We start from the raw sequence: 12,868 nt of genomic DNA, 5'->3' as shown, positions 1-12,868 counted from the left end.
CGTCTATTGAGCGATCGGCAACTTTACGACGTGACCGGCAGGCGAATTTGGCTGGCCAGTCCGAGCGTTCGCATCAGTCGGATGTGTTCCCAGGTGAGGTCAATCTGCCCGGGCTGAAGACCGTGACGGGCGGAATGGGGAAAGGCGTGATGGTTGTTGTGCCAGCCCTCGCCGAAGGTCAAGGCGGCGACCCATTTGTTATTGCGGGACGCGTCACCGCTCTCATAGGCCACGCTGCCCCAGCAGTGGGTGGCGGAATTGACCAGCCAGGTGACGTGATACACGACCACCAGGCGCAGGGGAACTCCCCAGAGCACGAGGGCCCAGCCGCCGCCGCCACTGATGCTGCCAATCCAGAACAGCAGCATCGCCAGGGGCAGTTGCAGCAGCAGGAAATTGGTGTTGAGCCAGCGGTAATAGGGATCGCTGCTGAGGTCGCCACTCAGGCGTGGCACCGCTTGCATGGCCGCAATCGGCTGGAACATCCATCCCATGTGACTCCACCAGAAGCCGCGGTGACTGTTGTGGTGATCAGCATCCGTATCAGAAAACTTGTGGTGGTGGCGATGCAGGCCAACCCAGTCGATGGGGCCGTGCTGACAGCTGAGGGCGCCGCAGGTGGCGAAAAACCGCTCCAGCCAGGTTGGGACCCGGAAGGATCGATGTGACAGCAGACGGTGATAGCCAAGCGTCACGCCTAGGCAGGCGGTGATCCAGTAGAGAATCACCAAGCAGGTGACGGCTTGCCAGCTCCAGAAGCGGGGCAGCAAGGCCACAATCGACAGGGCGTGGATCGCGATCATGAATCCGATCGTTCCCCAGCGCTTTGCCTGATCAGGCTCAACGGCTTTGTGCCCCTTGCGGGGCTGTTGTAAGCGCTCTGCAAGCTTCAAAGCTTCGTGCGAAGCTGTAGGCCTGCTCGGAGGAGATGGCGTCGTGATCACACAGGATGTCATTGCTGATCCGATTGCTTTCTCCAAACTATAGGCGATAAGGATCCGTATCAAGTGACTGCTTCCAGTTCTGGGTCTGATTGTGTGACCAAGGGTTACCGGGAGCGACTGGAAGAAGGTCGCCGAGCCATGGCCCACCTTGTGCACGTCTGGCATGAGCGCAACGGCTGGTCCCACAAGGTGCTGCCAGCGTTGGCTGAGGCTCTTGATCTGGGCCGGGTGCACAACTCCCAGATCTCAAATCTGCGCAACGGCAAGTTGGCAGCGCCAGGCCCCGAGGTGTTTTTGGCTCTTGGTCAGGCCAATGCCGTGCTCTTGGAAGGGCTCGATCCGATTCGTGAGCACCTTCAGGAGGTGCATCCCGAGTTGTTGCAAGTGCTGGCTGATGGTCATGCTCCCTTGGTGAACGGCACTGGTCAGCCTCTCGGTGCCGGTGCTTTGTTCGAGATTTTTGTAGGGCTGGCGCCATTGCCGCCTGGCTTTGATTGGCGGATTGACGCCGAGGAGGCCTCGGCTCTCAGCGCAGCTCTGGCTGACCAGCTCTGCGCTGCTCGAAGCTGGCGTTTCTGCCGCGATCAAGTGATGGCCGCTTACCCGGTGAGTAAGAGCCAGCGACGGGAACGCTTTGCGGCAGTAATGGCTGGTATGCGGGATTACAGCTCCGATGAGCTCGATGGCGAATTACTGGATCTCTATGCCACTTATCAGGAGCTTGGCGGATCTGGCCGTCACGGCGCGGAGGGGTTTCTGGCCCAGCTGCGTTCGCGCGCCAAGCAGCTTGAACCAGAAAGTCAGGCTGCTGTTTCGAAGGATTGAAGTTGCGCTAAGGAGACGTCTTCGAGTTCTCCCTCAGGGGGCGTAGCGGGCCTGGCGTACTCGGCGGGTGAGGCCGAGGCGGCGCAATAGGCGAATGTGCATCCAGGTGATGTCAAATTCGAACCAGCGCAGGCCATGGCGCGCACTCGCCGGGTGGGCGTGATGGTTGTTATGCCATCCCTCACCGAAGGAGAGAATCGCCACCCACCAGCAGTTGCGTGACAGATCGGGGCAGTCGAAATTGCGGTAACCGAAGGCGTGGGTGGCCGAATTCACCAACCAGGTGACGTGGTATACGACCACGAGGCGCAAGGGAATCGCCCACAGCACCAGGCCAAGGCCACCGCCATGCACCTGGGCTGCTTCTCCGTACCAATAAAGGGCCAAACCCAGCGGTATCTGGGGCAGAAGGAACCAGCGATCGAGCCAGAAGTAAAAGGGATCGCTGAGCAGATCGCCAGCAAAGCGTTCCTTGTGTTCCAGGGCAGGAATCTCATGCAGCATCCACTCGCTGTGGCTCCACCAAAGCCCCCGACCGGCGTCGTGATGGTCGTTGGGCTGATCGGAAAATTTATGGTGATGGCGGTGCAAGGCCACCCAGTCGATCGGTCCGCTCTGGCAGGCCAAGGTGCCCATCAGCACAAGCACGCGTTCAAGCCAATGCGGCACCTCGAAGCTGCGATGCGCCACCAGACGGTGCAGCCCCAAGGTCACCCCTAACACCGTGGTCCAGTACAGAACTGCAAAGGCCACCAGGGCTTGCCAGCTCCAGAACCGTGGCAACAGCGCCACTGTGGCCAGCACGTGCATTACCAGCATGAAGGAGGTGGTGCCGCTCTTGAGCTTGCGCTGCTTGCGCGGCAGCGGTTCTCGGGGGGCCATCAGTGCCGCGCGAATGCGCAGCTCGCGTTCGGAGGGGGTAGACGCCGGAGAGGTTGTGACCAAGGAGATCTCCACGAACCGAATCCGTCTGTTGCTGCGGTAACCCGGAGCTCCAAGGCGGTCGGTAGGAGAAATGAATGTAGGAGAGCGCTGCATGATGTAACGACCAGCACGGATCCCAGGCGCTGTTCATGGTTTCTCAGCAGCTCGATCCCCAGGCGGTGCAGCAACGGGCCAGGGCTCTGGTGGCAGCGGCGAGGGAGCGCTTGGTGGCCCAGTCGGCACAGCGCACAGCCGCGGTGCTGCCCCGCTTGGAGCGGGTGCTTGCGGCCTTTGCTGCCGAACGCGTCGGCACCCAGCATTTCGCTTCGCTCACGGGCTATGGCCATGGTGATCAGGGCAGGCAGGTGCTGGATCGGGTGTTCGCTCGGGTGCTCGGTGCAGAGACCGCGGCTGTGCGACTGCAGTTTGTGAGCGGCACCCATGCCATCGCCGCTGCTCTGTTCGGTGTGCTTCGCCCCGGTGACCGGATGCTGGCAATTACCGGTCGGCCTTACGACACGCTGGAAGAGGTGATCGGCCTGCGTGGGTCCGGCCAGGGGTCACTGGCGGAATTTGGGGTGGCTTATGACCAGCTTGAGCTCACCTCTGCACCAGAGGCCGCTGGAGAGGTGGATGAACAGGCTCTGGATCGAGCGCTTGAGATCCCCCGGCGCTTGATCCTGATCCAACGCAGCTGCGGCTACAGCTGGCGCCCTTCGCTGTCGGTGGAGACGATCGGCCGCCTGTGCGAACGGATTCATCGCCGTCAGCCTGATTGCGTTTGTTTCGTCGACAACTGTTATGGCGAGCTGGTTGAAGATCAGGAGCCCCCAGCTGTGGGGGCGGATCTGGTGGCCGGTTCGCTGATTAAGAATCTGGGCGGCACCATCGCCCCAGGCGGTGGCTATGTAGCCGGCCGGGCCGATCTGGTTGAGCAGGCTTGTTGCCGTCTGACCGCTCCCGGGATCGGCAGTGAGGGTGGCACGGGCTTTGATCTACATCGTTTAATCCTGCAGGGACTGTTTCTTGCTCCGCAGATGGTGGCGGAGGCGCTCATCGGTGCCGATCTGGTGGCCGAGACCTTTTCTGAGCTTGGCTATGCGGTGCAACCCCAGGCCGGTGCTGCCCGCAGCGATCTCATCCAGGCCGTGCAGCTGGGTGATCCCGAGGCCCTGAAGGTGGTGTGCAGGGCCTTTCAAGCCTGTTCGCCGATCGGTTCGTATCTCGATCCTGTGCCGGCGGCGATGCCTGGCTACGCCAGTGATTTGGTGATGGCCGGTGGCACGTTCATCGATGGCAGTACCAGTGAGTTCTCCGCTGATGCTCCGCTGCGCGATCCTTTCAACCTTTACGTGCAAGGTGGTACCCATCGCACCCATGTGGAACTGGCCCTGGTGCGGGCGCTCACGGCCCTGCATACGGCAGGACTCGTCGATCTGTTCCACACTGGGTGAGGTTTTTGCCCGCTCCCGGCCCCATGGCCTTTGATTTTCCTGAGCAGTTTCGCTACGCCGATAGCCACGAATACGCCCATGCCGATGGCGATCTGGTGCGTATCGGGCTGAGTGCTTTCGCTGTGGATCAGTTGGGGGACATCGTCTTTGTGGATCTGCCCGAGGTGGGGTCCAGTCTCAGCCGCGGTAGCAGTTTTGGCACCGTGGAATCGGTGAAGGCGGTTGAGGAGATGTATGCCCCTGTCAGTGGTGAGGTTGTGGAGCGCAACGAATCAGTGCTCGCGAGCCCAGAAGAACTGCAGAACAACCCTCATGGCCAGGGCTGGTTGCTGGCGGTGCGTCCCTCAGATCTGGCCCAGCTGCAGGAGCTGATGGATTCGGTCACATATGCGTCCAAAGTGGCCGCTGCCTGAGCCGCTTTTTTTTAAAGTCGATCGTTCACGAATCGGCGAGAGCGATTTGACGCAGCTTGAACAGCGCCCGTCTTCTGCCGCAGAAACGGTTTCCTCGCTCTCGCCATTTGTGCAACGGCATGTCGGCCCGAGTGAGGCGGACCAGCAAACGATGCTCGAGTCGCTTGGCTTTGCCGATCTCGACGCCTTTGTTAGCGCAGTCGTTCCTGGGGCGATTCTTGATGCCGCTCCGCCTGTGGAGAGCATGCCGCTGGGCTGTGGTGAGGCCGAAGCCTTGGCTGAATTGCGGGTGATTGGATCCCGCAATCGGGTGCGGCGCTCATTGATTGGTCTTGGCTACCACGACACAGCCACGCCAGCACTGATCAAGCGCCATGTGCTGGAGAACCCCGCTTGGTACACCGCTTACACCCCTTATCAGGCGGAGATTGCTCAGGGACGGTTGGAGGCCCTGCTCAATTTTCAGACGCTGATCAGCGAACTGACCGGACTGCCGATTGCCAATGCTTCGCTGCTAGACGAGGCCACCGCATGCGCTGAGGCGATGGGCCTCAGCCTCGCTGTGTGCACAAGGCCTGAGGCCAAGCGATTCCTGGTGGATGCTGCCGTGCTCCCCCAAACCTTGGCGGTGTTGCAGACCCGGGCAGAACCGCTTGGGGTGGTGATCGACGTGGCGGAGCCCGAGGCCTTCCGCTGGGATCAAGATGTGTTCGGCATGTTGCTGCAGCTTCCCGGTCGTTGCGGCCGGCTGTGGGATCCAACCGCAGTCATCGCCCAGGCCCATGCCCATCAGGCTCTGGCGACGGTTGCGGTCGATCCCTTTGCCCAGGTGCTGCTGGCTCCGGTGGGTCAGCTGGGGGCCGACATCGCCGTGGGCAGTGCCCAGCGTTTCGGTGTTCCCATGGGGGGCGGTGGTCCCCATGCTGCTTTTTTCGCAACCCGTGAAGCCTTCAAGCGTCAGGTGCCGGGACGGATCGTCGGTCAGTCCCGCGATGCGGAAGGGCGGCCAGCGTTGCGGCTCGCCCTTCAGACCCGTGAGCAGCACATCCGACGGGACAAGGCCACGAGCAACATTTGCACCGCCCAGGTGTTGTTGGCGGTGATGGCGTCCTTCTATGCGGTTCACCATGGACCGGATGGCTTGGAGGCGATCGCTCGACAGCTTGTCGATCTCCGCCTCCGATTGGAAGCAGGGCTGCGCCAATTGGGTTATCCCTTGGCCGCGGGCTGTCGTTTTGACAGTGTGGATGTGCGGTGTGTGCAGGCTCCTGCCGTGCATCGTCTGGCGACGGAACAGGGATACAACCTGCGGGTCCTCCCCGATGGTGCTGCTCCAGATCAAGCCGAGGGCTTCGGGATCAGCCTGGATGAATGCAGCGATGCTGCCGAGGTTGATGCCCTGCTGGTGATTCTGGCCCAGGCGGCCGGCGCTGCCCCGCTGCCGCCGGCTGGCGATGCGCTGCCGGTGTTGCTTGGAGATGCGGCGCTTCAAGCGGCTCTCCCCGGTGTTCCCCTGCGCGAGGACACCTGGCTTCAGCAACCGGTTTTTCATCACCATCGCAGCGAAACGGAGCTGCTTCGCTACATCCAGAAGCTGGTGAGCAGGGATCTGTCGCTGGTGCACAGCATGATTCCCCTGGGCAGCTGCACGATGAAGCTCAATGCTGCTGCTGAGCTCGCTCCAGTTAGTTGGCATGGATTCGCTGCCCTGCATCCATTTGCTCCGCCGGAACAGCTGGCTGGTCTGAGCCAGATGGTGGCCGATCTGGAAACCTGGTTGGCTGCTCTTACTGGTTTTGCAGGAGTGTCGCTGCAGCCCAATGCCGGTTCTCAGGGGGAATACGCCGGCTTGTTGGTGATCCGAGCCTGGCATCTCTCCCGCGGTGACGTGGGCAGGGATGTTTGTTTGATTCCCACCAGCGCCCACGGCACCAACCCGGCCAGTGCCGTGATGGCAGGTTTGCGGGTGGTTCCGGTCGCTTGCGACCAGCACGGCAATATTGATCTCGTCGATCTGCAGGCCAAGGCCGAGCAGCACGGCGAGCGCCTGGCGGCCTTGATGGTCACCTACCCCTCCACCCACGGTGTATTCGAACCGGGGATCCGCGAGATCTGTGCCTGTGTGCATGCCCACGGTGGTCAGGTGTATCTCGACGGCGCCAATCTCAATGCCCAGGTGGGCTTGTGCCGGCCCGGAGCCTATGGAGCCGATGTCTGTCATCTGAACTTGCATAAGACCTTCTGCATTCCCCACGGCGGCGGCGGGCCCGGTGTTGGACCGATTGGTGTGGCGGAGCATCTGCTCCCCTTCCTGCCTGGTCACCCCCTGGCTGCATGTGGTGGCAACGAGGCGATCAGTGCGGTGTCGGCCGCGCCCTGGGGCAGTGCCGGCATCCTGCCGATTAGTTGGATGTACCTGCGTCTGATGGGTCCGCATGGCCTGCGCAAGGCCACCGCGATCGCTCTTCTTGCCGCGAATTACATGGCCCGGCGGCTTGATCCGCATTTCCCGGTGCTCTTCCGTGGTGAAGGCGGCTTAGTGGCGCATGAATGCATCCTTGATCTGCGCGAGCTCAAGCGCACAGCAGGCCTTGAGGTGGATGACATCGCCAAGCGCCTGATGGACTACGGCTTCCATGCCCCAACCGTGAGCTGGCCTGTGGCCGGCACCGTGATGGTGGAGCCGACTGAAAGTGAAAGCCTGCCTGAACTGGATCGGTTCTGTGAAGCGATGATCGCGATCCGGGCCGAAGCGGCGGCGATCGAAACCGGCGCCAGTGATCCAACCGATAACCCGCTGAAGCGGGCTCCCCATACTCTTGCGGCCGTGACTGCTGAGAGCTGGGATCGGCCTTACAGCCGAGCCCAGGCCGCCTTCCCCTTGGGGGATCAGCGTGAGTACAAATTCTGGCCCCATGTTGCCCGCATCGATAACGCTTACGGGGATCGCAACCTTGTCTGCACCTGTCCTTCAGTGGCAGATCTGGCGGATCAGCAGCTGTCAGGTTAAATTTTCATCGAAATCGAAAAAATACCTTTCGGTTTTCTCTGTAGAACGAAAAGTGTTTGCACACTGTTCGGCATCTGCTTCATCGCAGGGGGACCATGACCATCAAATCCACCACACCGGCGTTGCCTGATTGTTTGGAGTCGGCTCTTGAGCGGGGTCACACCCTGCAAATGGAAGGCACCAACGTCGTGCGCGTTCCTTTCGGCGTGCGTCAAGCGCGTCGTCAGCGTCCTGAACGGCCTGAGCGCTGGGCCACCCTGGTGCTTCCATTCCAGCTGCAGGATTCGCCAACCCCGCCTCCTCAGGCTGCCTGAACTGTTTGAAGGAGGAGCTGCAGGGTGTCAGGCGACCCCGATCAGCTGCTCCTCCTGAGACAGTTTCCAGTCGATGAGTGCTTTCACATCCTCCAGCGAGCAGGTGGGTGTCCGAAAAGGAAGAACAGTCATCGGGCTGCGTTCCGGCCTCACTTGCCATGAGTGGTTGGCCTGCTCCACCAGCACGAAGCCGCTGTACCGAATCGTTTTGAGAGCGATGTCAGATCTCATCGAGGTCCGCGGGGCTTGAGCACCTTGCTATTTCAGGGCACAAGATGTGGTGTGCAAGAGAATTTTTCAATCTCTTTGGGATCAACTGATTGATTGCAATCAGGCTGCAGCGAAAAGTCTGCTTTCCTGTTCGGGAGAGGGTATCTGGCTAGGAAATGTTGTTACTTACGCTACCTATGTCATCAACGTTGATGCTGGTCGGCTTGTTGCTGGGCGCTAGGGATGGTGTGTGCCCCTGTCGGCCCCATCAGCTCAGGAGAAACAGCAGGGCATCGCAACGATCATTGGTGCTGCCACTGCCACTGCCACTGCTGCTGCCACTGGTGCTGCGCAGGCTGCAGTGGGTGGTGCTTTTGAGCAGGCCGATGCCGTCGCCCCGCCCCAGCGGGATGGGTGCGTTTGCTGCTTCGCCTGTGAGCTCGGCGTTGCCGTCGATCATTTGGATCCAGGCGCTCTCGTCACCAAACGCAGGCAGTGCAAGCTCTGCGCCGACTGGGGGCTGGGCGCGCCAGATCTGCACGGGTCTGGCGATCGCCATCACCTCTGGCTGGTCCGGAGCGATCAGCGGTGTCCAGTCGGTGCCGATGGCGATTTGGCGTTGTTCGTAGCTCGGCGAGAGGCCAAGTTCGTGTGGTTCGATCCAAATCTGCAGCAGCCTGCAGGGCACGTCTCCTTCGTTCACTTCGCTGTGCACGATGCCCGTGCCGGCGCTCATGCGCTGCACATCGCCAGCGTGAATCACCCCGCTGTGACCCAGCGAGTCGCGATGGTTGAGTTGGCCTTCCACCATCACGGTGATGATTTCCATGTCGCGGTGGGGATGCATGCCAAAGCCCTGGCCTGCTGCGATCACGTCGTCGTTGATCACCCGCAGCGGCCCGAAGCCCATCCAATCGGGATGGTGATGACCTGCAAAGGAAAAGCTGTGCCATGAGTTGAGCCAGCCTCGCTCGCTGTGGAAGCGTTCTCCGGCAGGGCGGAGCATCAGGGCAGAATCACTGATCGATGCTGGTTCGGTCATGGCTTCGCCGGTGGGGAGGTGATGCCGCGTGATCGGCTCAGAGTTGGAGAGGTGTCATTTGCAGAAGACGCTGCAGCAGGTCGGCGATGCTGTCGTCTTTCGGCGGTTTGGCATGGTTGCTGAGCAACTGGCGGCCCACCACTTGGGCGCCGAGGTGGGTGAGCTGGATGCGCAGCGACAGCAGCAGTTCCATGCCGCCACCGCCGGAGAAGGTCGCCATCGCGATTGGCCGGCCATTGAATAGGGCCCTGAAGTCGTCCCCTTGCACCGATAACCAGGCGATCGCGTTGGTTAGGCAGGGCGGAATCGAGCCGTTGTATTCCGGAGCGCAGATCACCCATCGTGGTGCTGCCAACAGTTGTGCCTGGAGAGCTGCGATGGCGGCCGGTGTTTCTCCTTGTTGGGCCCGGGGGGTGAAGAGGGGAAGGTCGATCGTGGTGAGATCAAGCAGGTCTGCGGTGGTGTCGAGCTTTTGGGTGGCTTCAACGAATCGCTGTGCCAGCTTGAGGTTCTCACCGTTGCTGGCAGCGATCACCAGTAGGCCTGGGGCAGAAGAGAGCATCACTTCAAGGCAGGGCGCGCAGGTCTGAAGTCTGAACGCCCTAGCCCTTGTTCAGTTTGTTTTCAGCTCTGCTTCCCGGTAGGGCACAAAGCTGGCTTTGCGGGCGCCGCAGATCGGGCACTGCCAGTCGTCAGGAATGGCCTCGAAGGGAGTACCAGCTGCGATGCCGGAATCTGGGTCGCCTACGGCGGGGTCGTAAATCATCGAGCACAGCTTGCAGATCCATTGGCCTGGCACGGGCTCGGAGGCTTCGCCTGCAGTTCCTTTGCCCTGAAATGCCTGTAGGGCCACCCCATAGCGCTCGGCGTGGTGCTGCTCGATCGGAGCCAGTAGGCCGAAATTTTTGGCGGCGGTGTGGAAGATGCCGGCGTGCTCCTTGGATTCATCGATCTGCTCGTTGAATTCCGCTGCGGCGCCACCATCCCGATCGCTGCGAGCTTGGGCGGCGAACTCTGGATACATGGTGGTGAATTCATAGGTTTCACCTTCGATCGCCAACTCCAGGCAGCGGCTGAGTAGGGCCTGCTTGTCGACGTCGCTGAGCGTGGCGGGATTATTCACCACCAGCTCGGGGTGGAGCAGGCGGAAGTGGGCGAAGGCGTGTTCGGTTTCCTGGGCGGCGGTGTCGCGAAAGAGTTTGGCCAGTTCGCTGTGCCCCAGCTTCTTGGCCACATCGGCAAAGAAGAGGTATTTGCGGTTGGCCATGCTCTCGCCCCCGAAGGCGGCTTCGAGGTTGGCGTGGGTCGTGGGTTTGGAGAGGTCCATGGAGAGAGGGTGGGAGTCGATGCCCTCATCGTAGCTCTAAGTCATAATGACTATGAGTTAGCCCCCCCCCCCCCCTCGGGGTGCTCCGCGTCTTGATGTCTCAGTAGTTGGCACCGCTGCGTCGTTGGTGCACCGCCGTCGTCGCCTCGCTGTCGAGCAGGCCGCCGTGGCTAACCTCGGCGTAGATCAGCCAATGGTCACCACATTCCATCCGCTGTTTCACTTCGCCATCAAGCCAGGCAAGGGCTTCGGGGAGCAGTGGTTGGTCATAAGGACTGCTGGAGAGTTCCAGGCCTGCGAAGCGATCGGCCCCTGGGGAAAAGGGCTGCAGGAACTGTTTCATCGTGCTGGTTTCGCGACCCTCTGCCAGCACGTTCAGGGCAAAGCGATCCCCCTTGTGCAGCAGGGCTTCCACAGCACGGTCCTTGGCGACCGCAACGGTGATTCCAGGTGGTGTGAAGCTGGCCTGACTCACCCAGCTGGCCACCATGGCTCCCGTTAGGGCTGTGTTTTCCTGACCTTTTCTGGCGGTGAGCACGCAGAGTGAGCCGACCACCCGGCCCAGGGCAAGCACGGCGGGATCACTGCGGCTTTCGCTCAGGCCACCGGCGCTGCGGCGCTGTTGTTTGCGTTGCTCCTGCTGCAGGCCACGGGCGAAACGGGTGCCGGTTTCTTCCAGGGTGTGCACCGTGGCGGCATCGGGGCTGAATTTGATTCGGATCGGTTCGAAGCCGAAACTGAAGCCGCCATCGCGCAGCTTGCTCTCCAGCAGATCGAGGGCTTCACCGCTCCAGCCGAAGCTGCCGAACACCCCCACGGGTTTGCTGCGATCCCCCTCCGCCAGCACCGTCCCCAGCGCCGAAACGATGGGCGTCGGGGCGTGTCCGCCCAGTGTCGGCGAGCCGATCAGAATTGCATCGGCGGAACGGATGGTGGCCACCAGCTCATCAGCAGGCGTGAATTCGCAGTTGAGGCTGGTCACACGAACACCGGTGCGGCTGACGCCACGGGCCAGAGCATCGGCGATCGCAGCGGTGTTGCCGTAAGCGCTGGCGAACAGCAGGGCCACATTCAGGGCAGCCTTCTGCTGGCTTTCACCCCAACGTCGGTAGTCGCTGAGCAAACTGCGCCAGCTGTCTTCAATGGCGGGGCCATGGCCTGGCGCGATCGTGCGGATGTCGAGCTCCTCAAGCCGTTCGATCACCGCATCTACTTGGGTGGCCATCGGTGCCATTAGAGAGTCGTAGAAGTGCCGTCGCTCTTCTTCGGTGGCGTTGCGGCTGCTCTCTGCCCACTCCGACGTGCACACATGGGCTGACAAGAGCTTGTCGCTCATCAGCAGGCCTTCGCTCTCTTCAAAGGCGAGCAGGCCACCTGGCCAGCGAGGGGTGGGGGCTGGCAGCAGTTGCAGGCTGTGGCCGTGGCTGAGCGGAATGCGCTGTTCCTGACGGACGACCTGCAGCGTCGGCAGAGGCGGCAGAGGCGGCCGGTTGTCTGGTTCTCCTGGCGAGAGCGGTTTCCGTTGCTGCCAAAGCTCTTGCAGCAATTTGGCCCCCGGGTTGGAGCAGATCAGGGTCAGCTGGGCATAGGTGTCGGCCAGGGCACGCAGCAGGGCAACCCGGTTGGGGTTGACGTGACCAACCACCACCTGCAGCGTGTCGCAATCCTCAGGCAGTGCTTCGGCCAGGGCAGGTAGAAACACATCGGCATAGGCCCCACCTGGTGGGTGGACCAGCACCGCGGGCTTTTCCGTGCCGTGGCTGTCGACACCAGCGTCGAACAGGAAACTATTGGCGGTGCTCCCCCGCTCCAGGGCGTATTCCAGCTCGAAACGTAGACGCTGGGGGCTCAGCGCACGCAGGCTGATCAGTCCATTCGTGATCGGTAGGTTCAGCACCTGACACTGGTCTGAGGCCCGGTTCTCCATCGTTGCTGCCGTCATCGTTCACGATCCTCGTTCATGTTCTGGCAGTGGTCTGAGGCCCAGAGCTAATTCCATCTGTTTGATGTCCTTGTCGTGGTGCTGGGAGAGGCAGACATTGATCAGTCCGAGCTTGCGGAGGGTGCTGATCCGTGACTCGACAGCCTGGTTGATGGCTCTATCTTTTTTGCGTCTGCTGAGCAGCAACAGGATGACGATCAGGAACAGGCTGAGATAGACGAGCGCCATGCTTTTGCCCGAGAGGGCACCGAGCGTGAGCCCGATGCAATACACGGCCAGTGCCCTGATCTTGTTGCTGCGAATGATGCGCTGATTGGCTTTCAGCAGCAGACCAAACCGTTTGGATTCGCGCCCATCAATGGCGCGAGCGAGCGCGTGTGGGCTCTCACAGCTGTCGAGAAACAGCTCGGCTTCAGGTGAAAACTTGTCTGGTGTGCTCAAAGCTGTTTCAGATCCTGTCGGA

General features: G+C 61.4%; 13 protein-coding genes. 5 read left to right on the top strand and 8 right to left on the bottom strand.

The annotated features are described in order from the left end of the window. Positions 1–23 precede the first annotated feature (23 nt). Positions 24–956 (bottom strand): acyl-CoA desaturase, encoded by a 933-nt coding sequence (locus tag SIB72_RS03545; RefSeq protein ID WP_413744619.1) that lies wholly within the window; start codon positions 954–956, stop codon positions 24–26. A 51-nt stretch (positions 957–1,007) separates the two neighbouring features. Here SIB72_RS03545 and SIB72_RS03540 point away from each other — a divergent pair, with 51 nt between their 5' ends. Next, positions 1,008–1,769 carry a hypothetical protein gene (locus SIB72_RS03540; RefSeq protein ID WP_413744618.1) on the top strand — a complete coding sequence of 254 codons (762 nt, stop codon included), beginning with the start codon at positions 1,008–1,010 and terminating at the stop codon, positions 1,767–1,769. A 33-nt stretch (positions 1,770–1,802) separates the two neighbouring features. Here the strand turns inward: SIB72_RS03540 and SIB72_RS03535 are convergent, their stop codons facing one another. Next, positions 1,803–2,651, bottom strand: a complete 849-nt coding sequence (locus tag SIB72_RS03535) for an acyl-CoA desaturase (RefSeq protein ID WP_413745031.1) — start codon at positions 2,649–2,651, stop codon at positions 1,803–1,805. Between the two features lie 191 nt (positions 2,652–2,842). On the opposite strand from SIB72_RS03535, the gene SIB72_RS03530 reads away from it, so the two are divergent. The 4 genes from SIB72_RS03530 to SIB72_RS03515 all read left to right on the top strand — a co-directional run bounded on the left by SIB72_RS03530 (position 2,843) and on the right by SIB72_RS03515 (position 7,884). After that, entirely contained in the window at positions 2,843–4,147 is a 1,305-nt protein-coding gene (locus SIB72_RS03530; RefSeq protein ID WP_413744617.1) for an aminotransferase class I/II-fold pyridoxal phosphate-dependent enzyme, read from the top strand. 23 nt (positions 4,148–4,170) lie between these two features. Continuing rightward, complete coding sequence (gene gcvH, locus SIB72_RS03525; RefSeq protein ID WP_115120179.1) at positions 4,171–4,560, top strand: glycine cleavage system protein GcvH; 390 nt, start codon at positions 4,171–4,173, stop codon at positions 4,558–4,560. Between the two features lie 46 nt (positions 4,561–4,606). After that, a complete protein-coding gene (gene gcvP / locus SIB72_RS03520; protein WP_413744616.1) occupies positions 4,607–7,570 on the top strand; it encodes an aminomethyl-transferring glycine dehydrogenase in 2,964 nt (987 codons plus the stop codon). 95 nt (positions 7,571–7,665) lie between these two features. After that, positions 7,666–7,884, top strand: a complete 219-nt coding sequence (locus SIB72_RS03515; protein WP_115019798.1) for a hypothetical protein — start codon at positions 7,666–7,668, stop codon at positions 7,882–7,884. A 27-nt stretch (positions 7,885–7,911) separates the two neighbouring features. On the opposite strand, the gene SIB72_RS03510 is transcribed toward SIB72_RS03515, so the two are convergent. The 6 genes from SIB72_RS03510 to SIB72_RS03485 all read right to left on the bottom strand — a co-directional run bounded on the left by SIB72_RS03510 (position 7,912) and on the right by SIB72_RS03485 (position 12,846). After that, on the bottom strand, positions 7,912–8,115 hold the full coding sequence (locus SIB72_RS03510; protein ID WP_115019799.1) for a hypothetical protein: 204 nt from the start codon (positions 8,113–8,115) through the stop codon (positions 7,912–7,914). Positions 8,116–8,362: 247 nt separating this feature from the next. Beyond that, entirely contained in the window at positions 8,363–9,136 is a 774-nt protein-coding gene (locus SIB72_RS03505) for a pirin family protein (protein ID WP_413744615.1), read from the bottom strand. A gap of 37 nt (positions 9,137–9,173) precedes the next feature. Continuing rightward, the gene (locus SIB72_RS03500; protein ID WP_115120173.1) at positions 9,174–9,698 is read right to left on the bottom strand and encodes an NADPH-dependent FMN reductase; all 525 of its coding nucleotides are present in this window, start codon (positions 9,696–9,698) and stop codon (positions 9,174–9,176) included. 51 nt (positions 9,699–9,749) lie between these two features. Next, positions 9,750–10,463, bottom strand: coding sequence for a rubrerythrin family protein (locus SIB72_RS03495; RefSeq protein ID WP_413744614.1), 714 nt, complete (start codon positions 10,461–10,463; stop codon positions 9,750–9,752). Positions 10,464–10,563: 100 nt separating this feature from the next. Next, a complete protein-coding gene (locus SIB72_RS03490; RefSeq protein ID WP_413744613.1) occupies positions 10,564–12,405 on the bottom strand; it encodes a diflavin flavoprotein in 1,842 nt (613 codons plus the stop codon). Positions 12,406–12,408: 3 nt separating this feature from the next. Beyond that, positions 12,409–12,846: a hypothetical protein gene (locus SIB72_RS03485; protein WP_115120169.1), complete on the bottom strand. Its 438-nt coding sequence runs from the start codon at positions 12,844–12,846 to the stop codon at positions 12,409–12,411. Between the last annotated feature and the right edge of the window lie 22 nt (positions 12,847–12,868).

Origin of the sequence: Synechococcus sp. MIT S9451, assembly GCF_047304725.1 — a bacterium.
Taxonomy (GTDB): Bacteria; Cyanobacteriota; Cyanobacteriia; order PCC-6307; family Cyanobiaceae; genus Synechococcus_C.
Note: the sequence above shows the minus strand (reverse complement) of the source record. Positions and strands in the feature narration are given on the sequence as shown.

Coding starts and splice junctions, on each gene's coding strand:
- SIB72_RS03510 (WP_115019799.1), bottom strand. CDS start 8,115: ATGAGATCTGACATCGCTCTCAAAACGATTCGGTACAGCGGCTTCGTG.
- SIB72_RS03490 (WP_413744613.1), bottom strand. CDS start 12,405: ATGACGGCAGCAACGATGGAGAACCGGGCCTCAGACCAGTGTCAGGTG.
- SIB72_RS03505 (WP_413744615.1), bottom strand. CDS start 9,136: ATGACCGAACCAGCATCGATCAGTGATTCTGCCCTGATGCTCCGCCCT.
- SIB72_RS03500 (WP_115120173.1), bottom strand. CDS start 9,698: ATGCTCTCTTCTGCCCCAGGCCTACTGGTGATCGCTGCCAGCAACGGT.
- SIB72_RS03545 (WP_413744619.1), bottom strand. CDS start 956: ATGACATCCTGTGTGATCACGACGCCATCTCCTCCGAGCAGGCCTACA.
- SIB72_RS03535 (WP_413745031.1), bottom strand. CDS start 2,651: ATGGCCCCCCGAGAACCGCTGCCGCGCAAGCAGCGCAAGCTCAAGAGC.
- SIB72_RS03530 (WP_413744617.1), top strand. CDS start 2,843: ATGGTTTCTCAGCAGCTCGATCCCCAGGCGGTGCAGCAACGGGCCAGG.
- SIB72_RS03495 (WP_413744614.1), bottom strand. CDS start 10,463: ATGGACCTCTCCAAACCCACGACCCACGCCAACCTCGAAGCCGCCTTC.
- SIB72_RS03515 (WP_115019798.1), top strand. CDS start 7,666: ATGACCATCAAATCCACCACACCGGCGTTGCCTGATTGTTTGGAGTCG.
- gcvH (WP_115120179.1), top strand. CDS start 4,171: ATGGCCTTTGATTTTCCTGAGCAGTTTCGCTACGCCGATAGCCACGAA.